At 61.3% G+C, this 23,398-nt stretch carries 22 protein-coding genes; 8 read left to right on the forward strand and 14 right to left on the reverse strand.

Annotated features, from left to right (window positions below):
• Nucleotides 1-78: 78 nt before the first annotated feature.
• From ACZ5WW_RS09740 to acs, 8 genes are all read right to left on the reverse strand, one after another.
• Nucleotides 79-1,116: an acyltransferase family protein gene (locus ACZ5WW_RS09740; RefSeq protein ID WP_377164716.1), complete on the reverse strand. Its 1,038-nt coding sequence runs from the start codon at nucleotides 1,114-1,116 to the stop codon at nucleotides 79-81.
• Entirely contained in the window at nucleotides 1,113-1,823 is a 711-nt protein-coding gene (locus ACZ5WW_RS09745) for a GDSL-type esterase/lipase family protein (RefSeq protein ID WP_377164714.1), read from the reverse strand. Before ACZ5WW_RS09745 ends, ACZ5WW_RS09740 begins: the two co-directional genes overlap by 4 nt.
• Nucleotides 1,824-1,862: 39 nt before the next feature.
• The gene (locus ACZ5WW_RS09750; protein WP_377164712.1) at nucleotides 1,863-3,005 is read right to left on the reverse strand and encodes a glycosyltransferase; all 1,143 of its coding nucleotides are present in this window, start codon (nucleotides 3,003-3,005) and stop codon (nucleotides 1,863-1,865) included.
• Between the two features lie 74 nt (nucleotides 3,006-3,079).
• The gene (gene lpxA / locus ACZ5WW_RS09755; protein ID WP_377164710.1) at nucleotides 3,080-3,883 is read right to left on the reverse strand and encodes an acyl-ACP--UDP-N-acetylglucosamine O-acyltransferase; all 804 of its coding nucleotides are present in this window, start codon (nucleotides 3,881-3,883) and stop codon (nucleotides 3,080-3,082) included.
• A 16-nt stretch (nucleotides 3,884-3,899) separates the two neighbouring features.
• Nucleotides 3,900-5,219 carry a bifunctional UDP-3-O-[3-hydroxymyristoyl] N-acetylglucosamine deacetylase/3-hydroxyacyl-ACP dehydratase gene (locus ACZ5WW_RS09760; protein WP_377164708.1) on the reverse strand — a complete coding sequence of 440 codons (1,320 nt, stop codon included), beginning with the start codon at nucleotides 5,217-5,219 and terminating at the stop codon, nucleotides 3,900-3,902.
• A gap of 92 nt (nucleotides 5,220-5,311) precedes the next feature.
• Nucleotides 5,312-6,553 carry a PQQ-binding-like beta-propeller repeat protein gene (locus tag ACZ5WW_RS09765; protein WP_377164706.1) on the reverse strand — a complete coding sequence of 414 codons (1,242 nt, stop codon included), beginning with the start codon at nucleotides 6,551-6,553 and terminating at the stop codon, nucleotides 5,312-5,314.
• Nucleotides 6,554-6,591: 38 nt separating this feature from the next.
• Nucleotides 6,592-8,460, reverse strand: a complete 1,869-nt coding sequence (locus tag ACZ5WW_RS09770; RefSeq protein WP_377164704.1) for a HEAT repeat domain-containing protein — start codon at nucleotides 8,458-8,460, stop codon at nucleotides 6,592-6,594.
• Between the two features lie 113 nt (nucleotides 8,461-8,573).
• Complete coding sequence (gene acs, locus ACZ5WW_RS09775; RefSeq protein ID WP_377164702.1) at nucleotides 8,574-10,586, reverse strand: acetate--CoA ligase; 2,013 nt, start codon at nucleotides 10,584-10,586, stop codon at nucleotides 8,574-8,576.
• 145 nt (nucleotides 10,587-10,731) lie between these two features.
• On the opposite strand from acs, the gene ACZ5WW_RS09780 reads away from it, so the two are divergent.
• From ACZ5WW_RS09780 to ACZ5WW_RS09800, 5 genes are all read left to right on the forward strand, one after another.
• A complete protein-coding gene (locus ACZ5WW_RS09780) occupies nucleotides 10,732-11,742 on the forward strand; it encodes a peptidylprolyl isomerase (protein WP_377164700.1) in 1,011 nt (336 codons plus the stop codon).
• Nucleotides 11,739-12,110, forward strand: a complete 372-nt coding sequence (locus ACZ5WW_RS09785; protein ID WP_377164698.1) for a type II toxin-antitoxin system RelE family toxin — start codon at nucleotides 11,739-11,741, stop codon at nucleotides 12,108-12,110. Before ACZ5WW_RS09780 ends, ACZ5WW_RS09785 begins: the two co-directional genes overlap by 4 nt.
• Before the next feature lie 78 nt (nucleotides 12,111-12,188).
• Nucleotides 12,189-13,358 carry an aminotransferase class V-fold PLP-dependent enzyme gene (locus tag ACZ5WW_RS09790; RefSeq protein ID WP_377164696.1) on the forward strand — a complete coding sequence of 390 codons (1,170 nt, stop codon included), beginning with the start codon at nucleotides 12,189-12,191 and terminating at the stop codon, nucleotides 13,356-13,358.
• Between the two features lie 56 nt (nucleotides 13,359-13,414).
• Nucleotides 13,415-13,687 carry a type II toxin-antitoxin system Phd/YefM family antitoxin gene (locus tag ACZ5WW_RS09795; RefSeq protein ID WP_377164694.1) on the forward strand — a complete coding sequence of 91 codons (273 nt, stop codon included), beginning with the start codon at nucleotides 13,415-13,417 and terminating at the stop codon, nucleotides 13,685-13,687.
• Nucleotides 13,684-14,007: a type II toxin-antitoxin system RelE/ParE family toxin gene (locus ACZ5WW_RS09800; RefSeq protein ID WP_377164692.1), complete on the forward strand. Its 324-nt coding sequence runs from the start codon at nucleotides 13,684-13,686 to the stop codon at nucleotides 14,005-14,007. The genes ACZ5WW_RS09795 and ACZ5WW_RS09800 overlap by 4 nt, the downstream gene beginning before the upstream one ends.
• A 74-nt stretch (nucleotides 14,008-14,081) precedes the next feature.
• Here ACZ5WW_RS09800 and pheT read toward each other — a convergent pair whose 3' ends face one another.
• From pheT to rpmI, 4 genes are all read right to left on the reverse strand, one after another.
• Nucleotides 14,082-16,475, reverse strand: coding sequence for a phenylalanine--tRNA ligase subunit beta (gene pheT / locus ACZ5WW_RS09805; RefSeq protein ID WP_377164690.1), 2,394 nt, complete (start codon nucleotides 16,473-16,475; stop codon nucleotides 14,082-14,084).
• Between the two features lie 54 nt (nucleotides 16,476-16,529).
• On the reverse strand, nucleotides 16,530-17,555 hold the full coding sequence (gene pheS / locus ACZ5WW_RS09810; RefSeq protein ID WP_377164688.1) for a phenylalanine--tRNA ligase subunit alpha: 1,026 nt from the start codon (nucleotides 17,553-17,555) through the stop codon (nucleotides 16,530-16,532).
• Nucleotides 17,556-17,647: 92 nt separating this feature from the next.
• Nucleotides 17,648-18,031: a 50S ribosomal protein L20 gene (gene rplT, locus ACZ5WW_RS09815; RefSeq protein ID WP_377164686.1), complete on the reverse strand. Its 384-nt coding sequence runs from the start codon at nucleotides 18,029-18,031 to the stop codon at nucleotides 17,648-17,650.
• A gap of 123 nt (nucleotides 18,032-18,154) precedes the next feature.
• On the reverse strand, nucleotides 18,155-18,370 hold the full coding sequence (rpmI, locus tag ACZ5WW_RS09820; RefSeq protein ID WP_377164684.1) for a 50S ribosomal protein L35: 216 nt from the start codon (nucleotides 18,368-18,370) through the stop codon (nucleotides 18,155-18,157).
• A gap of 187 nt (nucleotides 18,371-18,557) precedes the next feature.
• On the opposite strand from rpmI, the gene ACZ5WW_RS09825 reads away from it, so the two are divergent.
• The 3 genes from ACZ5WW_RS09825 to ACZ5WW_RS09835 all read left to right on the forward strand — a co-directional run bounded on the left by ACZ5WW_RS09825 (nucleotide 18,558) and on the right by ACZ5WW_RS09835 (nucleotide 22,112).
• Nucleotides 18,558-20,225, forward strand: a complete 1,668-nt coding sequence (locus tag ACZ5WW_RS09825; RefSeq protein WP_377164682.1) for a hybrid sensor histidine kinase/response regulator — start codon at nucleotides 18,558-18,560, stop codon at nucleotides 20,223-20,225.
• Nucleotides 20,226-20,266: 41 nt separating this feature from the next.
• Entirely contained in the window at nucleotides 20,267-21,370 is a 1,104-nt protein-coding gene (locus tag ACZ5WW_RS09830) for an NHL repeat-containing protein (RefSeq protein WP_377164680.1), read from the forward strand.
• Nucleotides 21,371-21,533: 163 nt separating this feature from the next.
• Nucleotides 21,534-22,112, forward strand: a complete 579-nt coding sequence (locus ACZ5WW_RS09835) for a SixA phosphatase family protein (RefSeq protein WP_377164678.1) — start codon at nucleotides 21,534-21,536, stop codon at nucleotides 22,110-22,112.
• A 37-nt stretch (nucleotides 22,113-22,149) separates the two neighbouring features.
• Here ACZ5WW_RS09835 and ACZ5WW_RS09840 read toward each other — a convergent pair whose 3' ends face one another.
• Together ACZ5WW_RS09840 and ACZ5WW_RS09845 are read right to left on the reverse strand one after the other, a co-directional pair.
• Nucleotides 22,150-22,386: a hypothetical protein gene (locus tag ACZ5WW_RS09840; protein WP_377164676.1), complete on the reverse strand. Its 237-nt coding sequence runs from the start codon at nucleotides 22,384-22,386 to the stop codon at nucleotides 22,150-22,152.
• Nucleotides 22,387-22,467: 81 nt separating this feature from the next.
• Complete coding sequence (locus ACZ5WW_RS09845) at nucleotides 22,468-23,355, reverse strand: helix-turn-helix transcriptional regulator (RefSeq protein ID WP_377164674.1); 888 nt, start codon at nucleotides 23,353-23,355, stop codon at nucleotides 22,468-22,470.
• Between the last annotated feature and the right edge of the window lie 43 nt (nucleotides 23,356-23,398).

The following is a 23,398-nucleotide window of genomic DNA, read 5'->3' on the forward strand; positions in this document are numbered from 1 at the left end:
AGCTTGCAAACACACTGGTCTCTGTGCCGCGCAGGTGAAAGCCCATGGGCAGTTCGACAAGCGTCGTTCGCGCATTCCTCACGTAAACCTCCTCAACCTCTCCCGCACCCACCTCATCGACGGCCTCTCGATGCACACCGAAATCACCCACGCCAGCATCACCATCGACACCGTCGTCATCCCCAGCCTCAGCCACGCCGACTGCGTCACCACTCCCAGCGAATTCAGCAGCACCAGCCCGATGTTCTGATGAATCAAATACAGCGGGTACGAGATCGCCCCCAGAAACACCAGCGGCCGCGCATTTAAAAAAGGCAGCCATCCCGTCGTGGCCAGATGCAGCAGCAGCGCAAAGCACACCACCAGCGGGAAATGCAGCGCAAAGGCTGCCTTCCACCATGCCAGCGCCCCGCACACCAGCAGCACCAGTGTGTGTCCCGCGCTCCACGCACGCCGCCGGTGCGCATCATACAAAATCATCCCCACCCCAAAGAGGTGGATGCAGTCCAGGCTCGTCACCGCCTTGATCTTTCCCGTCAGCCGATACAACTGCGACTCCGGCTGCCCATGCGTCAGCACCCAGTGCGCCCCCGCAGCCGCAGCCAGCCACACCAGCAGCACCGGCACCGTGAGCTTCTTGAACGCCCCCAGTTGATGCAGCACGAGCATCGCCGCGTAAAAAAGCAGCTCAAACTCCAGCGACCAGTACACCCCATCGATCATCTGCGCCCGCACAAACCGCGGCAGCAGCGGAATGTTCCAGAGCGCATCCCGCATGCTCACCTCCATCCCCGGCAGACCGTATCGTGAAGTCACCACCAGCGTGATCAGCGCACACGCCCAAAACGTGGGATACAGCCTTGAAAAGCGTCCCACCACAAAGCTCGCCGCAGACTTGGCGCGATCCAGCGTCATGAAGATCACAAAACCGCTGATCATGAAAAACAGATCCACCCCCATGCCACCATACGGAAATCCAAACGGCGGATCATACAGATGAAAGCTCCAGTTCTTCGCGATCCCGCTGGTAAAATGAAACAGCAGCACCGCCATCGCCGCAATGCCGCGCAGAGCGTCCAGTTCAGCAATTCTTAAAGTGGGATTGATCGACTTCATGGCAGGGCGGATGGCAGCTTCAGCACAGGAGTGAGTTCACGGGTCAGCACCACATACCCGGCCTTGGACAGATGCAGATGATCCTTCTGGTAGAGCTGCAGCCGTTGGTTCCCATCAGCCTCCAGAAAAGCCGTCGAGAAATCATGAAACTCCACCTTCTGGTTGCCGTGCAGCTTTTGAATCCTCGCATTGATCTCCCCAATCCAGGTTCGGATGGGCGATGCCGCCTCATACACCGGCAGCAGCCCCAGCAGCACGATGCGCGCCCCCGGCTGCAGCGCATGAATCCGCCCCACAATCGTCTCGATGCCACGCGCCGTGTCCGCCGCGCTGAAATGCCGCCAGTAGTTGTTGATGCCGATCATGAGCACCACCGTCTCCGGCGCAGGCCCGTTCAGAATCCCCTGCTCCAGCCGCCACAGCACATGCTGCGGCCCTTCCCCGCCGACACCAAAATTCACCGCCTTTGCCGGAGCCATTCGCGACTCCCACAGCCCCTTGTCCCAGCTCTCCGTCAGCGAGTCCCCGATGAAAACAATCTTAGCCTGCGCTTCCTTCATCCTCTCCGCTTGCTCCTTCACCACCCCGGCCCAGTACGCCGTCTCATCCCGCTTCGCAGCCTCCCACGGCACCTCCGCCGCCTGAGCCCATGAAAGCATCAAAACAGCCAGCCAAGAAAGGCCGCAAATGGGGCGGAGCAGTAGCATGCAGACAGAAAGCTAAGCGCCCGCTCTCGCGAGATCAAGTCACGCGGAAACAGCCTGCTCATATTCCCTCACCACCGCCCCAAAGCACGCCCTCTGGCTAAACCTCTCCTCCGCCACCTGCCGATGATTGGACGGCCGCTTATTCCCACAATCCTGCACCCATTCCCCAATCACCCGCGCAAAGCCATCCGCGTCCTCCTTCCCCGCCGACCAACAATGCGACAGCCCCATGTCCAGAAAATCATTGTTCCCCGGTGCCTGGCTCAGGATCACCGGCAGGTCACACGCCAGCGCCTCCAGCACCGCAAACGACAGCCCCTCATACCGCGAGGTCAGGATCATCCCATCCAGCGCCTGATAAAACGACAGCGGCTCCGAAAGATAACTCTGCCGAACAATGCGACCGCGAATCCCCAGCTCATCCGCCAGCGCCGCACACTCCGCCGCCAGTTCACCATCCCCCAGATGATAAAGCCACAGATCCGCCCGCCTCTGGCAAGCCTTCGCAAAGGCACGATACAGCGTCAGCGGATCCTTCTGAAACGCCAGCCTCCCCACCGAGCCCAGCAGCACCGCACCCGCAGGCACACCCAGCCTGTCACGGATCTCCCTCCGCCGGGCCTCTGTTGCAGGTTGAAAGCGCGCGCAGTCCACCGGATTTGCAATCACCCGCAGTCTCCGCTGTGGAATCCCCAGCCTCTCCCTCGCAAAGGCCAGCTCACCCGCAGAAAGATTGATCGAGGTGCCCACACGTCCCAGCACTGTTTCGATGGCGTTGAAAAACCGCGCCTTCATACCGCCCTTGCCAGACAGTCCGTAGTAGGCATGCGGCGTGTAAAAAATCGGCTTCCGCACTCCCAGCAGCACCAGCGCACGCGTCAGCGCCCCCGCCTTGGAGCTGTGCGCATGGATCACCTCCGGTTTCGCATCCTTCACCAGCTTCCGCAGCCGCAAAAGAGCGCCCACATCACCCGGCCCCGGCGCATTGCTCACAGCCAGATTGGTCGTCTTTCCTCCAGCCTCAGTCACCCTCTCCACCAGCCGGTTCAGCCGGTCAGAGCCCCGCACATCCGAATACGCCAGATGCACCACATGCCCCTGCTCCAGCAGATACGAAGCCAGCGCCTCGACGTGCCGAAACACGCCATCCACTCCGGGCTCGGTGACTAGAAGGATTCTCATCAGGAAACCATACCCTACCACAATACCGCCAGGAAACGAAAGGCCGGATGCACCCGTCCCATCACTTTACCACCTTACTCAGCATCCTCTTCCACCGCCTTGCCGCCGTAGATGATACCTCGCTTGGTCGAGGCCACAAAGTCCGTGAAAATAGCCGCCTCCGGCGTCAGCTCCCCGGCTCGCAGTTCCTCCACCGCCTGGGCGTTGTTCAGCCCGCTGCGGTACACCTTGCGGAAGGCATTCCGCAGCGCGCGGATCTGCTCGCGGGTAAAGCCGGCACGCTGCAGTCCCACGATGTTCAGGCCCCGTGCACGCGCCGGATTGCCGTCTGCCGTGCAGTAGGGTGGGATGTCCTGCACCACCTTCGCACAGCCGCCGATGATCGCACGCGTGCCGATCCGGCAAAACTGATGCACCGCCGTCAGCCCGCCGATGATCACATGATCCTCCACCACCACATGGCCCGCCAGGGTCCCGTTGTTGGAAAAGATCACATGATTCCCCACCACACAGTCATGCGCGATGTGCACGTAGGAGAGGAAATTATTGTGGCTGCCGATGATCGTCTTGTCCCCGGCAGAGGTCGCACGGTGCACCGAGCAAAATTCGCGAAAGGTGTTGTTATCCCCCACCTCCAGCCACGTGGGCTCGGCCTGGTACTTCAGGTCCTGCGTCTGCTGCCCGATCGAGCCGTAGGCGTAAAATTTGTTGTTCTTCCCGATCTTCGACGGCCCCATCACCGTCACATGGTGCTGCAGCCAGCAGCCGTCTCCCAGTTCCACATCCGCTCCGATGATGCAATAGGGGCCGATGTGCACGTCCGCACCGATCGTGGCGGTCGGGTCAATGATGGCGGTCGGGTGAATCGAGGATGGCATGCTCGGTCTGTCTCTGTTAGCGGTCCACCACGCTGAACATCAGCTCGGCCTCGGAAACCACCTGGCCGTTCACACTACAGCGGCCGATGCCGCTGGCGATGCTGCGCTTCGTTTTGAGGATTTCGGTCTCAATGATCAGCGTGTCTCCAGGCAGCACGGGCCTGCGCCACTTCACGTTGTGGGCGCTCATGAAGTAGCCGATCTTGCCTTGGTTGCCCGGCATGCGCAGCAGCACGATGCTCGCCACCTGCGCCATGGCCTCCAGCTGCAGCACCCCCGGCATGATCGGGTGGCCGGGGAAGTGCCCCTGGAAGAACGGCTCGTTGATCGTCACATTCTTCATGCCCGTGCACTTGGATTCGCCCTCAAAGCCGATGATCCGGTCCACCAGCAGGAAGGGGTAGCGGTGCGGCAGGATGTTCATCACCTCGTTGATGTCCAGCACCGCCTCGCCTGTCGGGATGTTCACCGTCGCAGGCACCATGCTGCGCATCTGGTTGTATTGCGCCACGATGGCACGGGCCAGCTCCGTGTTCGGCCCATGCCCCGGACGCACGGCGATCACATGCCCCAGGATGCGCTTCCCGGACAGCATCAGGTCTCCCACGATGTCCAGGATCTTGTGCCTCACAAACTCATCCGCAAACCGCAGCGGCTGCTTGGACAGCAGCGTCTCCCCTCGGATCACCACCGCTGCCTCCAGCGTCCCGCCCTTGATCAGCCCCTTCTCCATCAGGGGCGCGATGTCCTCATAGTACACAAAGGTGCGTGCCGCCGCGATTTCCTTCTCGTAGGTCTCCGGGGTGATCTCCGTGCTGAAATACTGCGTGAAGCGCCCTTCCGGCCCCACATTCGTGCATGAGATGCGGAACTTCTTGTCCGGCACGATGGTCAGGATCGTCCCGCCACGCGTCTCCTGGTAGATGGGCTCGCGCACTTCGAAATACTTCCGCGCCTCATTCTGCTCCTGCAGTCCGGCGGACTTGATCAGCTCCACAAACGGCATGGCGCTGCCATCCGCGATCGGCGGCTCATTCGCGTCCATCTCGATGATCGCATTGTCCACCCCCATGCCGGCCAGAGCCGAGATCACATGCTCCACCGTGTGCACGTTCACCCCGCCCTCGGCGATGGTCGTGGCACGCTCCACTTTCTGCACCTTCTCCACCAGCGCCGGGATGAAGGGCTTGTCCTCCAGGTCGATGCGGCGGAACTTGAACCCGAAGTTCTCAGGTGCCGGCTGGAGGGTGAGGGTGACTTGTTCGCCGGTATGCAGCGAGGTGCCCGTCATCGAGACGGACTTGGCGAGTGTATGCTGACGGTCAGAGGCGGCCATAGGCGGGAGCGCCCTCGTTAGCGTTGCGCCCCCGCAGGGTCAAAGGGAAATGCATCCCCCCTCCCGCCCATCCTTTACCCCCCGTCCAGCCGCTATTTCCTCCCGATGCACCACAGGTGCTTGTATCCACGGATGAAAAGCCGCCCGTCGCTCACCGCGATGGAGCCAATGATTTTCTCCCCCAGCGAGTTCGTCGCCAGCAGCTCAAACTTCGGGCTCGCCTTGAAGACAAAGCAGTCCCCGATCTGATTGGCCGCATAGCACTTGCCATCCGCGCTCAGCACCAGGGACGACCAGTTGTTCCCCTTCAGCCTCTCCTGAAACACCATCGCCCCCGTCTTCAGGTCCCGGCATTCGGCGATCCCCCCGTCGCTCAGGATGTAGTGGTAGCCGTCATGCACCACCCCGCTGCCGATCCGCTGGCTCACCTTCGGCAGATGCCACACGCGGTGGCTCTCCGTCACATCCCCGCTCCCGCCCGCCTTCACCGCCAGCGCCGCGCCATTGTAGCCGCTCATCGCTATCATCACCCCATCCGCATACAGAGGAGAGTTATAGACCAGATTCGTCAGCCCGCCGCAGGTCCACAGTTCCTTGCCCGACTGCGGGTCAAAGGCGCACGCCCTCGTGGGGTAACCCATCATGAGCTCTTCATGCCCGCCCACCTTGCGCAGCAGCGGGTCTCCCCAGGAGCCCAGCCACTTCTTCGCCTCCCCTTCGCCCGAGGCCCCGCCCGGCTCCTTGTGCTGCCACAGGGTCTTACCGGTTTTCTTGTCAAAGCAGTGCAGCACCGTGTTTTCGCCGGGCCCAAAGTTCAAAAACACACGATCCCCCGCAAGCACCGGGGACGTCCCGTTGCCCCAGATGTGGTGCTGCTTGCCCAGGTCTGTTCGCTTCCACAGCTCCTTGCCGTTCATGTCGTAGCAAAACACCCCTGCCGAAGCAAAGAACACCACTACCCTTTCCCCGTCCGTCGCCGGAGACGCCGAGCAGTATGGATTGGTCCCATGCGTCAGCTCCGGCTCCCGGTAGATCGTTCCCGCCTCCCACATCTGCCTGCCCGTCTTTTTGTCAAAGCACAGCAGCAGCCTCTTCCCCTCCTTTTCGATGGCCTGCGTCACGAAAACTTTGTCCCCCCACACCACCGGCGTCGAATTCCCCCGCTCCGGCAGCTCCACCTTCCACACCACATTCTCCGTCTGGCTCCACTTTTCCGGCAGCCCCGCCTCCGCGCAGGTGCCGTCTCCATTGGCGCCTCGCCACATCGGCCAGTTCTCGGCATGCAGGGAGACAAAAGAGCCTAGGGCAAAAATCAGCGGTAGCGTGTGTTTCATGGCTGGAGACTTCATACGTGTTCTGCGGGCCCTTCATGTCATTTCCCGGCACTCGGCGGCCACTGGCTGCCATCTTTGAGGGTAAACCGTGTTACAGGCTGACTGGGATTAAAATTGCCGCCCGTCAGCGCGGCAGCAGTCGCAGCGCCAGGAGGCGCTACCTTCCCGCCTTCGGCGAGTTGCTTCTCATGCTTTCGCAAAAATGCCCGCCATGCATCACGGATCGCAAACCGCTGCTCACGCGTGAAATTGCTGTTTCCGCCACCACTACCCACCACTTCCATCTGGATGGTGCCAATCATCAAGGCCCGAACAGCTTCATACATCCGGTCCTGGTCAGGGATCACGCCGGCCCAGGCTTCCCACAGTTCCAACCCGCCACCACAGGCCAGCGCCGCATTGTGGGCCGCATTTTGCAGGAAGTCTTCATGCTCAAGCTCGATGATCTGCGCCAGCGGCCGGCAAAACTCTGCCCGTTTTGAAGCACCGGCGACCTCGCACGCAATCCGCTGTACTCTCCAGTCCTGATCGTCAAGCGCATGGTACACAGCTTTGGCGGCGTCATCGCTCAACGGCTGTGGAATGGCCTGCAAGGCGCAGACTTTCAGCGTAGGCGACGAACCGTACTCTACCCAGGACAGCATGCCAGCCTTCCAATCCTCACCCTTTGGTTTCGGCACCTCCTTGTCGGCAAGCTGCCTCAGCCACGCCACCTGATGCGCCATATGTCCATTGCCATTTTCCAGTCTCCATCCTCGTTTGCGCATGCCATCCAGAACTCCTAGCAACACACCTAACGGCATAGGAGGATCCAGCGTGTTCGCCTTCGGCCCCGCACACAGTTCATGCCTGACGCTCAGCACCTGCTGCAAGACCTCCAGCACCTGCGTGGCATTTTCAGGCTGCGCCCGTGACTGCAGGAGCAGCCCTGCGCACTGCACCACAGCGTCGGACTTGTGCCACAGCAGCTTCAGCACAGCCTTCAGCAGCGGCTGCTCAAACCTCACCTCCCAGGAAGCAGGCAGCAGCGGCTCGATCTGATAGGGCGAACCCCAGTAAAATCGCTCCACAGGTTTGCCGCCATCTTCAAGAGACGGCAGCCGCCGCAAAAGCTGCTGACAGCTCGTTTCCACCACATCAGCAGACGCATGCCCCAGCAGTTCCAGCAGCGCCTCCGTGGCCTCCGGCGTCGCAATATGGCCGATGCCCTTCACCGCCGCCTTGGAGCCCGCACGTGCATGCCTCACTAGCACACGCAGGTACACAGGGTGCCGCAGCACAGAGAGCGTTTTCTCCAGCTCCCACTGACTGCGTAGCGCCTCCGGGTTATCCCCAGGCGGCGGCTGGCGCGCATAGACAGCCTCCACATATGCCTCCGCCTCCCTCTCGCTCGGCAGCACCACTTGCACACTCTTCTTCGCCTCCGGATGCGGCACCACCGGATCCACCTTCCAGCCAAGATCATGCCCCGCCGTCACCGTATAAATGCCCGGCATTTTAAAGCTGACGTAGCAGTCCAGCGGAAACTCCACCTCATCACTGGCTCCTGGAGCGATGCTGCGTGGTGCGGAGATGCCCCCGCCACCAAAGCCATACGCCTCCCTCGACAGTTCAGGCAGCATCTTCCCTTCGGTATCATGCACTCGCACCTTCATCCGCTGCGGATAGCCGGTGGTGCGGTAATCCCCGCCCGGGGTGATCTCAAAAGGCTTCCCCCCCTCATTGCGCACCACCAGTGCCGCCGGCATCTCCTGTCCTATGACCACAGTCTCCGGCATGCGCAGCGTGAGCTTCACCCCCGCCGGCACCGGCTCTTTGGCCGGCCAGTGCTCCTCCAGCGGCAGTGCCTGCTCGGCAAACAGAGGCACGGCAAGACAAAGCCACGACAGCAAGGGGGGCATTTTCATGATTACCCTCATCATAGCCGGACTGCCGGGCTGGCTGTCAATGCCGCAGCACACGTCCGGCTGCTGGCATTTTCAAAACCGAAAATGCCGCAGCCAGCCGATGTAAGTTTGAATTAGTCTTCCCCACCCGCAGCCAGCTGCGCGATGACGTTGATGTCCTCCAGCGTCGTCGTGTCGCCCTTGATCAGCTCGCCCGCGGCGATCTGCTTCAGAAGGCGGCGCATGATCTTGCCGGAGCGCGTCTTCGGCAGCGCCGCAGCAAAGCGTACCTCGTCCGGAGTCGCCACCGGGCCGATCACCTTGCGCACGTGCTTCTTCAGCTCTTCAGCTAGTTCGCGGCTGGACTTCACACCTTCCTTCACCGTCACAAAGCACACGACGCCCTGGCCCTTCATCTCATCCGGACGGCCCACCACCGCGGCCTCGGCCACGGCTCCATGGGAAACCAGCGCGCTCTCCACTTCGGCGGTGCCGAGGCGGTGGCCCGCCACGTTGAGCACGTCGTCGATACGGCCGATGATCCAGAAGTTGCCCTGCTTGTCGCGGCGCGCTCCGTCGCCGGCAAAGTACCAGCCCTTAAACTCGCTCCAGTAAGCATCCTGGTAGCGCTTCTTGTCGCCCCAGATGCCACGCAGCATGGACGGCCACGGCTTGCGGATCACCAGCTTGCCCTGCTCATTGACTCCGACTTCCTTGCCGAGGTCATCCACGATAGCCGCATCCACGCCAAAGAACGGCAGCGTCGCCGTTCCCGGCGTCGTCGGTGTCGCGCCAGGCAGCGGCGTGATCATGTGCCCCCCCGTTTCAGTCTGCCACCAGGTATCGACGATCGGGCATTTGCCGCCGCCCACCTTCGTATGGTACCACATCCAGGCTTCAGGATTGATCGGCTCACCCACCGTACCCAGCAGACGCAGGCTGCTCAGGTCATGCTTCTTCAGCCACTCGTCGCCCCACTTCATGAAAGCGCGGATCGCCGTCGGCGCCGTGTAAAACACAGTCACCGCATACTCTTCGATGATCTTCCAGAAGCGGTCGTTCTCAGGCCAGTTCGGCGCACCTTCAAACATCAGCGAGGTCGCACCCAGCGCCAGCGGTCCATACACCATGTAGGTGTGGCCCGTCACCCAGCCGATGTCCGCCGTGCACCAGTACACATCGTCATCACGCAGGTCGAAGACGTATTTGCAGGTCATCTGCGCATGCAGCAGGTAGCCGCCCGTCGTGTGCAGGATGCCCTTCGGCTTGCCAGTGCTGCCGCTGGTATACAGGATGAACATCGGCGACTCCGAATCCATCGCCACCGGGGCGCAGCGGGAGTCCACGTATTCCAGCTCACGGTGCCACCACACGTCGCGGCCCTCTTCGATGTGAATATCCTGGCCGGTGCGCTTGTACACGATCACGGTCTCCACCGGCGTGTCTTTGGCCTTGAGCGCATCGTCCACGTTCTTCTTCAGGGGCACCACCGCACCGCGGCGGTAGCCACCGTCAGCAGTGATCACGATCTTCGCCCCGCAGTCCATCACGCGGTCCTTGATCGACTCCGCGCTGAATCCGCCAAAGATCACGCTGTGCATCGCGCCGATGCGTGTGCAGGCCAGCATGGCCACGGCAGCCTCGGGGATCATCGGCATGTAAATGATGACACGGTCGCCTTTCTTCACCTTGTGGCGCTTCAGCACGTTCGCAAAGCGGCAGACTTCACGGTGCAGCTGCTGGTAGGTCAGCACACGCTTCTCTCCAGGCTCACCTTCCCAGATCAGTGCGGCTTTGGTCTTGCGCGGCCCTTCGAGGTGGCGGTCCAGGCAGTTTTCGCTGATGTTCAGCTTGCCGCCGGTGAACCACTTGGCATTCGGGCACTTCCAGTCGAGCACCTTGGTGAAAGGCTTGGTCCAGAGCAGTTCCTTGGCTTCACGGCCAAAAAACTTCTCAGGCTGCTTGATCGACTCCTCATGCATCTTCTTGTACTGCGCCATCGAGCTGATGCGGGCCTTCTTGGAAAATTCGGCACTGGGCTTGAAGACCCGGTTTTCAGTCAGCAGGGGTTTCGAGGTGCTGCTGGCCTTGGCGGCGGGTTTGGCAGCTTTTTTGGGGGAGGATTTGGCGGCGGCTTTCTTGCTCATGGCGGGTTGGTGTCAGCGATTGGAAGACGCAGAGTAGAAACCGGAGCCGCCCGCGTGCAAGGTGAAGCTGCATCCGCGCGATTCTGAAGGTGAACTTCGCCTTGCCACAGCCGCCCCAAGCCCTAGGGTAGATCCCACATTTGTCATGATTCCCCTGCGCATCAGCCTGTTTGCCCTCATTTTTACCTGCTCGAGTGTTTTCGCCCAGCGCTACACCAACAGCATTGCCGCCGTTGTCGATGGCGTTCCCATCGCCTCTTCTGAAGTCGAGGAGACCATCAAGGCACAGGAGCAGGTGATCCAGTTCACCTACAGAAACGACCCTGATCGCATCAAAAAGGAAATCGCCATCCTGCGCCAGGGCGCCATCGAGACGCTCATTGACCGTGAAATTCTGCTCGCCGAGTTCCGCAAGATCGGCGGCGTCATCAAGCCGCAGTATGTGGATGACGACATCAACGGCATCATCAGAGAAAGTTTCAAAGGGAACCGCGATGCCTTTGTGGATGAACTGACCCGCAGCGGCATGACCGTGAAAAAGTTCCGCGAACTGCGGGAAAAGATGGTCATCATGAACGTCATGCGCGCACGCAATGCCGGAGATCACCCTCCCGCCACCCCCCGCGAAGTGCAGGACTACTACGACAAAAACGTGGATAAATGGCGCGAGGGCGATCAGATCAAGATCTCCACCATCACCATCCCCAAGTTCACCGGCGAGCCCGGCTCCACCCCGGAAAAGCAGCAAAAATTCGCCCAGGAGCTGCGCACCCGAATCCTTCAGGGCACCGACTTTGCCAAAGTGGCCAAAGCAAATTCACAAGACAGCCATGCCGAAAACGGCGGTGCTTGGGACTGGATGTCCAAGACCGACCTGATGCCCGCCATCGCCGACGCGGCCATGTCGCTCAAAACCGGCGGCGTCAGCCCGGTTCTCGACCTCGAATCCAACTTCATCATCGTCTCCTGCGACGCGAAGAAGCTCGGCGCCGCCCCGGACATTGAAAAGCTGCGCCCGGAGATCGAAAAAATGATCAACCAGGAAAAATCCAAGGCGAACATCGACAAGTGGATGGAAAATGTGCGCAAGAAGCACGTCATCAAGCGCTACCAGACCTCCCGCGCCCAGCTGCCCCCCACTCCTTCAGCACCATGATCCAGATCGTTTTCAATGACATCAGCGCCTCAGAGCTCTCCCACCTGCCCACCCAGGTGCAGTTTCATCTCCTGGAGGCCCTGAACATTCAGCCCGCTGACATCGACGAGACCATCCTCTCCAAGCGCTACGGCGTCCTCGAACGCGGCAGCAAAAAGCTCTACCGCTGCCGCGCGGGCGACCACCGCATCTATTTCGCCATCGTCGATGGCAACGTCAGCGTGCACCGCGTGCTTCACAAGAACACCCTCACAGACTTCCTTTTCCGCAGCAATCTGCCCGGCGGCGGGGAAGACGAGGCCCTCAGCCAGTCCAAAAGCTTCTGGCACCTCATCGACGAAGGCGCCAAGACCTTGAAAGTCGCGTGAGACAGCCCGGGTGACGAATGCGTAATGATGAAGACGGTTTTTCGTCGCGTCGCGCCCTGACCGTTCGTTATTTCAGCCATGCTCACGCTCGACGCCCTCTTGTCTGATGAAACCCTGCGCCAGCAGGAGTTTCCTGTCATCAAAGACAGCCTCTTCCTGGCCCACGCCGGCGTCACCATCCTGCCACGGCGCGTCACCCGCACCATGCAGGACTATCTGGAGCAGTGCAGCCTGCGCATGCAGGAGTACCCAGAGGCCTGGCGCGCCGTGAATGAGACCCGCGTCGTCGCCGCCCGCCTCATCGGGGCCAAAGCCAGCGAGATCGCCCTCATCGGCCCCACCTCCGTCGGCCTCAGCCTCGTCGCCAATGGCCTGCCCTGGCAGCCAGGAGACGAAGTCGTCTGCTATCTCGACGACTACCCCGCCAACGTCTATCCTTGGACAGACCTGGAGCGCCACGGCGTCGTCCTCAAGCTCCTCAAACCCTCCGCCCCCGGAGAGATCACCCCCGAGCTCGTCGAGGCCGCACTCACCCCCAAAACCAAACTCGTCGCCCTCGCCTCCTGCCACTTCCAGAGCGGCTACCGCATCGAGATCGACCGCATCGGCCGCATGCTGCGCCAGCGCGGCGTCCTCTTCTGCCTCGATGCCATCCAGACCGTCGGCGCCTTTGAGACCCTTGTCGATCACGTCGACTTCCTCTCCGCCGACTCCCACAAATGGATGCTCGGCCCCATGAGCGCCGGCATCTTCTACGTGCGCGAGGAGCTTCAGGACATGCTGCGCCCCAGCCTCCTCGGCTCCTGGAACGTGCGCAGCCCCAACTTCATCGCTCAGGAAGAAATCGCCTTCGAGCGCGGCGGCCGCCGTTACGAACCCGGCGCCCTCAATATCTCCGGCATCCTCGGCATGAAAGCCGGCATCGACCTCATTCTCGAATTCGGCATCCCCGCCATCAGCGCCCAGCTCCTCAAGCTCAAAGCCCGCCTGCATGACGGATTGCAGCCCCTCGGCTTCACCTTCCTCGGCCCAGACCCGCACAACAGCGTCAACGCCTCCTGCATCACCACCGTGCAGCACCCCACACGCTCCTTGGAGGACATCTCCAAGCACCTCGCCGCGCACAACATCATCCCCTCCCTCCGCCACAACCGCGCCGGCCAGCCCCTCATCCGCTTCAGCCCCCACTTCTACAACACCGAAGCCGAAATGGACCGCGTCGCCCAGGTGATCGCAGACGCGGCGTAAAAACGCGCTTCAAAAGCAAGCTGGATTCGCATGAAATTTCATGCTTTATTGCTGTCATGTTCCAGCTAGAAGACATCCATCCGCTCAGCGATTTTCAGCGCAATGCCAAGAGCCACCTGAACCGGGTGAACAAAACCGGACGCCCCGAGGTTTTGACGGTCAACGGCCGTGCAGAGGCCGTGCTGCTCGGCCGCAAAGCTTACGAGCAGATGCAAGATGCGATGGAGGAACTCGCTGCGATCAAATCCATTCAAACAAGCCTCGGTCAGATGGCAGCAGGGAAAACCATATCCGCCAAAACCGTTCATGAGCGGCTGCGGAGCTTATGAGCTTTAAAATCGAGTACACGCCGCAGGCACAAGGCGAACTGGTGGATGTATATCTTTGGATCAAAGCGCGGGCCCCTCTGACTGCCGCCCGATGGCGGGATGATTTGATCGCCAAAGTAGAGTCGCTGTCATCCAACCCATCACAGCATCGCCTTGCTCCCGAGAGCTGCAGATTTCCAGTCGAAATTCGCCAGCTGCTTTTTCGCAAACGTCACGGCCAGTTCCGCATCCTTTTCACCATCGCTGAGAATCACGTCGTCATTCTCTCCGTGCGCCACCACTCACGAAAGCCTTTGGAAGAGGGAGACCTGCCGGTTTGAGCCAGTGATTCATCCAGCTATGACGGAAAGTCACGCTGGATGCTCCACAATCAACCGCAGCGACAGTTCCCATCCTACCGCCTCACAGTCGCCGGCAGCGTCTTCTCCAGCGCCGAAAGGATCGCCGCATGCGCCGCATCCACCTCGGCCGTCTCCAGCGTCTTGTCAGCAGAGCGGTACGTCAGCGTCCACGCGATCGACTTGCGGTCCTTCGCAATCTTCGCCCCTGACGGATCCATGAACACGTCAAAGACTTCCGCCCCCACGAAGAGCGGATGCTTCTGGCTCGCAAAGAACGCCGCCACCTTCGCATTCGGCAGGTCGGCGGGCACTTCCATCGCCACGTCGCGTGTCATGCTGGGGAAGCGCGGCAGCTCCTCAAACTTCGCCGGCCCCGTGCTGCCCTGGCGCAGCGCGCTCAAGAGCAGCTCCGCCACATACACCGGATGCCGCGCATCGATCGCACGCGCACGTGCCGGATGCAGTTGCGCGATCCAGCCCAGCACGCGGTTCCCCGCACGCAGCTCGCTTGTCAGCAGATAGTTCGCGCTGTTCTCCTTTGCAGGGCGCACCTCGATCGGCGTGCGCGTCAGGTTCTGGATCTGCCCCACCAGCTCATGCACATCCGCAGCCTGCGGCTCACGTCCATGCCAGCTCGTCGGAGACACAGGACCGCTGATCAGCACCGCCAGACGCTCCTCCTCACGGCTGCCACCCTTCGGCAGCGCCAGGAAGACACGACCAATCTCAAAGAACCGCAGGCGATGCAGCCCCTGCCGGATGTTCAGCGCCGCAGTCGCCACCAGCCCCGGCACAATGCTCGGGCGCAGTGTCGTGTGGTCTTCGCTCAGCGGGTTCTTCACCGCCACGCCCTGCCCACCACCCAGCGAGTCAGCCAGCTGCGCTTCAGAGACCAGACGCAGCGTCTGCGCCTCGTAAAAGCCACGGCTCGCCAGCGTCTGGCGCAGCCCCATCGCAAAGTCATACGTGCGGTCCGCCGCCTCCACCGGAGACGCCACTGCCACCTGCCGTGAAGGCACACGATCTAGCCCGATCACGCGTGCCAGCTCCTCCACCAGATCCACCGGACGCAGCAGGTCCAGGCGATAGCTCGGGATGCCCCAGCGGCTCTCATGCTTGTTCGCAGCCTTCTTCGTCAGCCCCAGTTTTTCCAGAATCGCATGCATCTCATCGCCGCTCATGTCCGGCGTTCCCAGCAGCTTGCGGGCGCGCTCTTCATCCAGCGTCACCTCACCCACCAGCGCGGGTGCTTCACCAGCCACCTGCACCACATCTTCAGCCGTGCCTCCGGCGATGGAGAGAATCAGCTTCGTCGCCAGCTCAGATCCACCCAGCACCTGCTGCGGGTCCATGCCACGCTCAAAGCGGTAGCTGCTGTCGCTGCTCAGGCCAAGACGGCGCGAGGTGCGGCGGATGCCGCTGGGCGCGAAATACGCCGCTTCCAGCAGCACGTTCACGGTGGCTTCCGTCACTCCGGTCTCTTCACCACCCATCACACCCGCCACGGCCACAGGCCGCTTGCTGTCGGCGATCACCAGATCATCCGCCTGCAGCGTGTAGCTCTGCCCGTCCAGCGCCAGGATCTTCTCACCCTCGTCCGCCAGGCGCACCACGATGCCGCCGCTCAGCTTGTCCAGATCAAAGCAGTGCAGAGACTGCCCCATCTCCATCATCACATAGTTCGTGATGTCCACGATGCTGTTGATCGGCCGCAGCCCGATGCTCTCCAGCCGCACACGCAGCCACTCCGGGCTCGGCCCCACCTTCACGCCCTTGATCAGGCGCGCGGTGTACAGCGGGCACGCTTCAGCCGCCTTGATCAAGATCTGCCCCTCAGCCGCCTTCTTCGTCTTCGTGCTCGCATTCCCATGATGGCGCTCGCCCTTCAGAGGCAGTCCGGTCAGCGCCGCCAGTTCACGCGCCAGCCCCAGATGGCTCAGCAGGTCCGGACGGTTCGGCGTGATCTCCAGATCAAAGAGCACATCCGCAGGATGGATCTTGTTGAAGGGAGTGCCCACCACCGCGTCCGCGCTCATGATCAGCAGCCCGCTGTGGTCTTCACCCAGGCCCAGCTCCTTGCCGCTGCACATCATGCCCATGGAGTCCACACCGCGCAGCTTGCCTTCCTTGATCGCAAATCCACCTGGCAGCACCGCACCCGGCAGCGCCAGCGGCACCTTGTCACCTTCCTTGAAATTCTTCGCACCGCACACGATCTGCCGCGCCGTGCCGCTGCCGTCGTCCACCTGGCACACGCTCAGCTTGTCCGCGTTCGGGTGCTGCACAAAGGACTGGATCTGCGCCACCACGACTTTGTCAGTGGACACACCACGCTCTTCGATGCCTTCCACCTCCACACCCGCGAAGGTGAGAAGATCCGAAAGCTGAGGGACAGTGTAGGAGCTCAGGTCAATGTGGTTGCTGAGCCAGGAGAGGGAAACTTGCATGACAGACGTAAGGGCAAAAGGGTCGTTGAATGAATCAGGAAAACCGCGTCAAAATTAAGCGGCGAACTGCTGCAGGAAGCGCACGTCATTCTCAATGAGATGACGAATGTCAGTGATGCCATGCATGATCATGGCCAGTCGGTCCAGGCCCAGGCCAAACGCAAAGCCCGTGGTCGTTTCCGGGTCAAAAAGATTGTCGCCACGCGCCTTGTTGATCTCGGCAAACACCGCCGGGTCAACCATCCCACAGCCCGCGATTTCAATCCAGCGCGCATCCTTGCCCTTCGCTTCCAGCTTCACATCGATCTCAAAGCTCGGCTCCGTGAACGGGAAGAAGTGTGGGCGGAAACGCACCGCCGTTCCTGCCCCAAAAATTTCGCGGAAGAAATACTCCAGCGTGCCTTTCAAATCCCCCAGGCTCACGTCCTGACTGACATACAAACCCTCAAGCTGGTTGAACACGCTCAGGTGCGTCGCATCGATCTCATCACGGCGATAGGCCGAGCCTGGCGCGATGATACGAATAGGCAGCGTCTTCGCCGCTTCCATCGTGCGGATCTGCACGCTCGAGGTATGCGTGCGCAGCAGGCGTCCGTCAGGCAGGTAAAAGGTGTCCTTCTCATTGCGCGCCGGATGGTCGGCAGGAGTGTTCAGCGCATCAAAGCAGTGCCACTCAGTTTCGATCTCAGGCCCCTCTGCCAGCGCAAAGCCCATGCGGCGCAACGTGCGGATCGCCAGGTCACGGATCTGTGTCAGCGGATGCAATGCGCCCAAACCAGCGCCCGGACGCCCCGGCAGCGTGATGTCGATCCCCTCCACCGCCTTCGCATCCTGCGCAGCCTGCAGCGCCAGCTTCTTCGCGTCGATGCCTTCGGTGATCGCCGTGCGCACTTCGTTCAGCTTCGCGCCCACTTCTTTCTTCTGCTCCACCGGCACGTCCTTCATGCCCTGGCTCAGGGCCGTCACGCTGCCCTTCTTGCCCAGAAAGTTCACACGCACCGCTTCCAGCGCGGGTTCATCCTGCGCTGCATCCAGCGCGGCTAGGGCTTCAGTTTTCAGGGAGTCGAGTTGGGAGAGCATGGCTTGTCAGAAAAAGGGGTGGAGTCGGAAAAAGCAAACAGCCGGGACGCATTGCATCCCGGCTGTGGTGAAAGGTTGGTTGAACCTGTGATTTACGCGGCGGGAGCTGCGGCGGCTTTCTTTTCCAGCGCGGCCTTGGCCTGCTGAACAAGGGCCTCAATGGCGGCGATGTCCTTGACGGCGAGATCGGCCAGGACCTTGCGGTCCAGCTCGATGCCGGCAAACTTCAGGCCTTCCATAAATCGGGAATAGCTCAGGCCGAGGGGGCGTGTGGCTGCGTTGATGCGCTGCACCCACAGGTTGCGGAAGCTGCGCTTCTTGGCCTTGCGGTCGCGGGTTGCGTAGGTTTCGGCCTTGCGCACGGCGTCCTTCGCATAACGGAAATGCGTGGAACGGAAGCCGCGGTAGCCTTTGGCTTTGGCCAGCACGCGCTTACGGCGCTTCCGGCTGGCGGGGGAGTTGGTGGCTCTTGACATGTATCTGGGTCTATGATCAGGCTGTTGTTTGGGTAGCGATGGCTTGCCTCACCTGGTCGAAGGCTTCACGGGTGAAGCCAGGCAATTTCATCGTGGTCTCAAATGAGAGAGACCGTGGGCGTCTTAGCGATGGGAGAACGGCATGTTCGCCTTGATTGCTTTGACATCCACTTCCGCCACGAGGGCGACTTTACCGAGGTTGCGCTTCCGCTTGCGGCTCTTGTTCTGCAGGATGTGGCGCTTGCCTTGTTTACGGCGCAGCACCTTACCCGTGGCAGTTATTTTGAACCGCTTGGCGTAAGCTTTCCTCGTCTTGGCGATACCGGCATTTTTGGACATAGGGGCGGCGATGGTAGTGGAGAAGCCCGTTTCGGCAAGGTGTTTTTCACCTGTACCTGCAGTCTCGGCAAATTTCTCACCCGCTCCCCTCTCAAATATTGGAGTCAGAAATATCCGAAGTATCAAAAATTAAAGTTGTCTTAATTATTGGAGATTGCTAAATGAACTGGATTCACGCGGAAAATTCATGCCACCCTCCCTCTCCACTTCCTCCGCATCTCCAGCAGCGATCGCTGAGCTGGAGCAGGGGCTGGAGCACCTCAAAGTGGCAAATTATTACCTCCGCGTCGCGCTCGACCAGGTGGCCGATGGTGTGGTGATTGTGGAAAGCGAAGCCAGCGATCCTAAAAGCGGTCAGAAGGTCCTTTTCAGCAATGCCGCCGCAGCAATGCTGGCTGGCACCGACCCCGAATCAGGTCTGCGTGGCCTGGGGCTGAACGACCTCGTCGCTGATGCCCGTGATGCTGCGACCCTCCAGCAAAGCCTCCGGATGGCCGTGGACCATGGCGGCTGCCATGAATGCGAATGCCAGCTGCAAAGCCTGCGCATGCAGGCTCCTGTCCCCAGCAGGTGGCGTGTCCGGGCGGTCTTCAACAGCATGCGCAAGCTGCTGAACTTCACCATTCTCATCACCCCGGTCCAGCCAGCTACCCCTGCGGTCGCCGTCAGGCCGGAGCCCAAGCCTGCACCGGACGACCTGGACGCTCAGTCCGCCCTGCTGAGGAAGGAAAATCTCGCAGCGCTCGCCCAAGGCATCGCACATGATGTGAACAATCTGCTCGGCCCCGTCACGGTGCGTCTCTCGGCATTGATCCAGCAGGTGCAGGACCACCCCGTGCTGGCGCAGGAGCTGCAGCTCGTGTTTGCAGGCCTGAAGCGCGCAAAGCAGTTCACCTCCCAGGTCGTCACCGCTTCCAAGTCCTCCCCTCGGAAACTGGAGCCCACAGACATCGTCTCCCTCATTCGTGACACCGTCGAGTTTGCCGGCGCAGGCTCCAATGTGCATGTGTGCGTGCGCAGTGACGATAACCTGCGCCAGGCCGTGGCAGACCCCGTCAAGCTCAGCCAGGTACTGCAAAACCTCGTCATGAACGGCATCCAGGCCATGCCTCACGGCGGCTACATGGACGTCCAGGCTTTCAATCTCGTGGTCGGCCCTGCGGGAGACGGCAAGCTCAGGCCCGGCAAGCATGTTCACATCATCGTGCGCGATCGCGGCTGCGGCATCGCAAGGGAAAATATCGACCGCCTGTTCCGCGAATCCTTCACCACCAAGCCCGACGGCAACGGCATCGGCCTGACCACCTGCAAACGCTTCATTGATGAAATGGGTGGCGACATCCGCGTGACCTCCACACCCAACGTCGGCACCGAGTTCAGCGTCTATCTGCCGGCGGCCGCAGGCACCGGCGGCACCAGACCCCTCGCCCCGGCAGACACCGTACCGGTCCCTCTCAAGCACGGCAAAGGCAAGGTGCTCATCGTCGATGACGAGGACGATCTGCGCAAAGTCGCCCACATGATCCTCACCCGCTGCGGCTACGAGGTCGTGCAGTGTGACAATGGCCAGGATGCCGTCCGCATCTACCACAGCCTCTTCCGCACCGGCACCCCGCCCGATGTTGTCCTCATGGATCTCACCCTGCGTGGCGGCATGAACGGCACTGAGACCGCCGCAGAGATCCTGCACCTCGATCCCGATGCACGCATCGTCTGCACCAGCGGCAGCGTGACCGAGGAGGTTCAGATGGTCTTCCTCGAGCGCGGTTTTGTCGGCGTTCTGCCAAAGCCCTATGAAGCAGGCGAGCTCACGCAGATGGTCCACAATGTGGCCACCATGATGAAACGCCATTGAGCCGGGTCACTTGCGTGCTTGAGTGGCCGTTTCCGCTCCGCATGAAAACACGCCGCTTCTTCCTCTCAGGCCTGGCCACCGCTGCCGCTTCCAGCTTCACAGCAACGCTGCGCAGCGCCCCCGATCCGAAAAAAGACGTCGTCATCGGCCACGGCACCCACCGCTACAGGGTCAACAAGGAGTGGGTGCCTGCCGGCCAGGGCCGTCACCACCCCATCCTCAACTGCCACGAGATGGTCCAGGTCAAAGACGGCCGCCTTTTCATGATCGGAGACCACTGGGACAACCAGATGCTCGTCTTCAAACCCGACGGCACCATCCTCGACTCCTGGGGCAGCGTCTGGCCCGGAGGCCATGGCCTCACGCTCTCCGATGAAAACGGCGAAGAGTTCCTCTTCGTCACCGACAGCGGCCTCTGGAAGTCCGGCAGCGGCGGCTACCGCCAGACCGGTCGCGTCACAAAGACCGATCTCACCGGCAAAGAAATTTTCTCCATCAGCCACCCCATGAGCGTCGGCGCTTATGAGCCGGGCATGGTCTTCAATCCCACCGAAACCGCCATCGCCCCCAATGGGGACATCTACGTCGTGGACGGCTACGGCTCGCAGCATGTCCTCCGCTACGACTCCCGCGGCAAATTCATCCAGCGCTTCGGCGGCAAGGAGGGCGTGCCCGAAGAGCAGCGCCTCAACAACGCCCATGGCATCGCCATCGACACCCGCCAGGGCGCAGACAAAGCCACCGTCATCGTCACCTCCCGCGCAGACAACTGCTTCCGCCGTTTCACTCTCGACGGCAAATACCTCGAAACCCTGCCCGTACCCGGCGCCATGGTCTGCCGCCCCGTCATCTCCGGCCAGGAGCTTTACGCTGGAGTCTGCTGGTCCAAAACCCCGGAAATCAACAAGCTGCCGCAAAACCCCAGCGGTTTCACCGTCGTGCTGGATGCCGCTGGCAAAGTCATCAGCGCCCCTGGCGGCAGCGAGCCCGTCTACGAAGACGGCAAGCTCAAGCCCCTGACCCAGGCCGAGCGTGTCTTCGACCACGGTCACGACGTCTGCGTCCTCGAAAACGGCGACCTCATTGTCTGCCAGTGGAATGCCTTCCAGACCTACCCCATCAGGCTCGAAAAAGTGGCCGCCTGACGCTCCTGAGGCCTGCTCATCTTTGTGGCGCAGTCAAATGACGGAAAAAATCCGAATGACAAACGCCTGAAATGCCGCAATCACCCTGCGTCAGTGCCGGGCTCCGTCACTCATTCCTCATTCCAGTTCCTTCGCTCCCTGCCTCGCCCCTGCCTCTTGAATCATGAAATACCTCACGATCGTGCGACACGCCAAATCCAGCTGGGGGCAGCCTGGGCTCGCGGATCATGATCGCCCGCTCAATGAGCGCGGGCAGCGCGCCGCACCGGCGGTCGCCACATTCCTGCACCGCACCTACTTCGGCGGCGCAGACTCCCCCCCCCTGCTGCCATTGCCGGACCGGCTCGTGACCAGCACCGCGCTTCGCGCCCTGAGCACCGCTCAGATCATGCGCGAGACCTTTGCCATGCCGGTTGAAAAACTGCTCCTGGAATCCCGCCTCTACCTGGCGGACTCCGAACTGATTCTCGATGTCATGCGCGGTTTTGAAGAAAGCTGGAACCACGCCATGATCTTCGGCCACAATCCGGGCCTCCACGATTTCGCCGAGCACATCCTCGCCCGGGCACACATCCCCAAAGTGCCCACCTGCACGGCCATCATCATGGCTTTCCCTCATGAGTTCTGGGGCCTGGCAGACTGGAACGAGGCCCAGCTTATCGGCTACATCACCCCAAAGTCCCTCGAACGCCGCTTCCCCGAGCTCTACGCCGGCATCTCACGCGTCGATGGCGACGATTAATCCCCCCGCTGACTCCGCCACCCTGGTATTTTTCGCGTCATTTTTGATATTTTGATAACGGAAAATATCCATATGTTGCGACAAATGAATCCCTTTTGCGTAGCCTGTGGGTACGCGCATGAAACAAAAACTGGAAGCCATTGAACTCGCGGCCATTCGCATCGCATGCGGAAACGAACTGCCCCAAAGCACTGCGGACAACCTCAACCAGCTCTTCCGCGCCCTTGTGCCTCTGCTCAAGCGCCAGCAGGATGAAATAGAGCGCTTGCAGCATTACATTGCCCATGAGTGCTCTCACCGTTCCAGGAGTGCGGCCCAGGCAGGCTAGGCTTTTCCTCCCAACCGGTCACTCCGTCTAGCCACCCATCCGGCTCCGGTGCTCGCTCGGCCGCCACCCGATCCACTTCTTGAACGTGTTGCTGAACACAAACGGGTTCTGATACCCCACCTCGTGGGAGATCGTCTCGATCTTCAAATTCGTCGTGCTCAGCAGTTCCGCCGCCTTGCGCATCCGCAGCCACGTCACGTGGTGCATCGGCGTGCGCCCCAGCGCCTTCCGGCACAGCCGGCGCAGGTGCTCGGCACTCACATGCGCCTGATGCGCCAGTTCATCCAGCGTCCAGTCATAGCCCACATTCGCGGATACCTTTTCCCAGATCCGGTGCAGCCGGTCATCCACCTGCCACGGCTGCGCAAAGCGCTCGATGTAATGCTGCACCAGCTCCACCCAGTGAAACATGGCGGCGGGCTGCGCTGCGTTTCCAGCTTCCTCAATGAGTCCCTCGATGGCATTCCACAGCGCCGCACCGGCAAAAGGAGCCATCAGCGGCGAGCTGCTGCTCAGGATCGGCGTCTGTTCCGGCTGCTGCTCATAGCGCACCCAGCAGCAGCGCCAGATCTTGCCCGGCACCGCATGAAAGGCGTTCACCATGAAAGGCGGCAGCGCCACGGCCATGCCTGCCGTGCATTTCTTCCACACACCATCCACCAGCACCCGTCCCTCCCCTTCAAGACATGCCAGGAAATACAGGCCGCCCTGGTGCATCCGCACGATACGGTACGGCGCACGCGCCGTCATCACCCCCGCATGCGCGATCCGGTGCGTCGCCAGCGTGGTGCACAGCGGCGCACTGCGCAGCCAGGCCCGCGTATCCCTCTCCGACCCACGCACCATGCGGTACTCCGTATCAGGCCCGTGGGTGTGCGTTTCGGATAGCTCTTGGATGGCGGCGCGGGCGTGCATAAGCTTAAGTTTGCGATTGTTTGCCGTTGTCGACTGTGGTTTG

Source organism: Prosthecobacter fluviatilis (assembly GCF_055388355.1).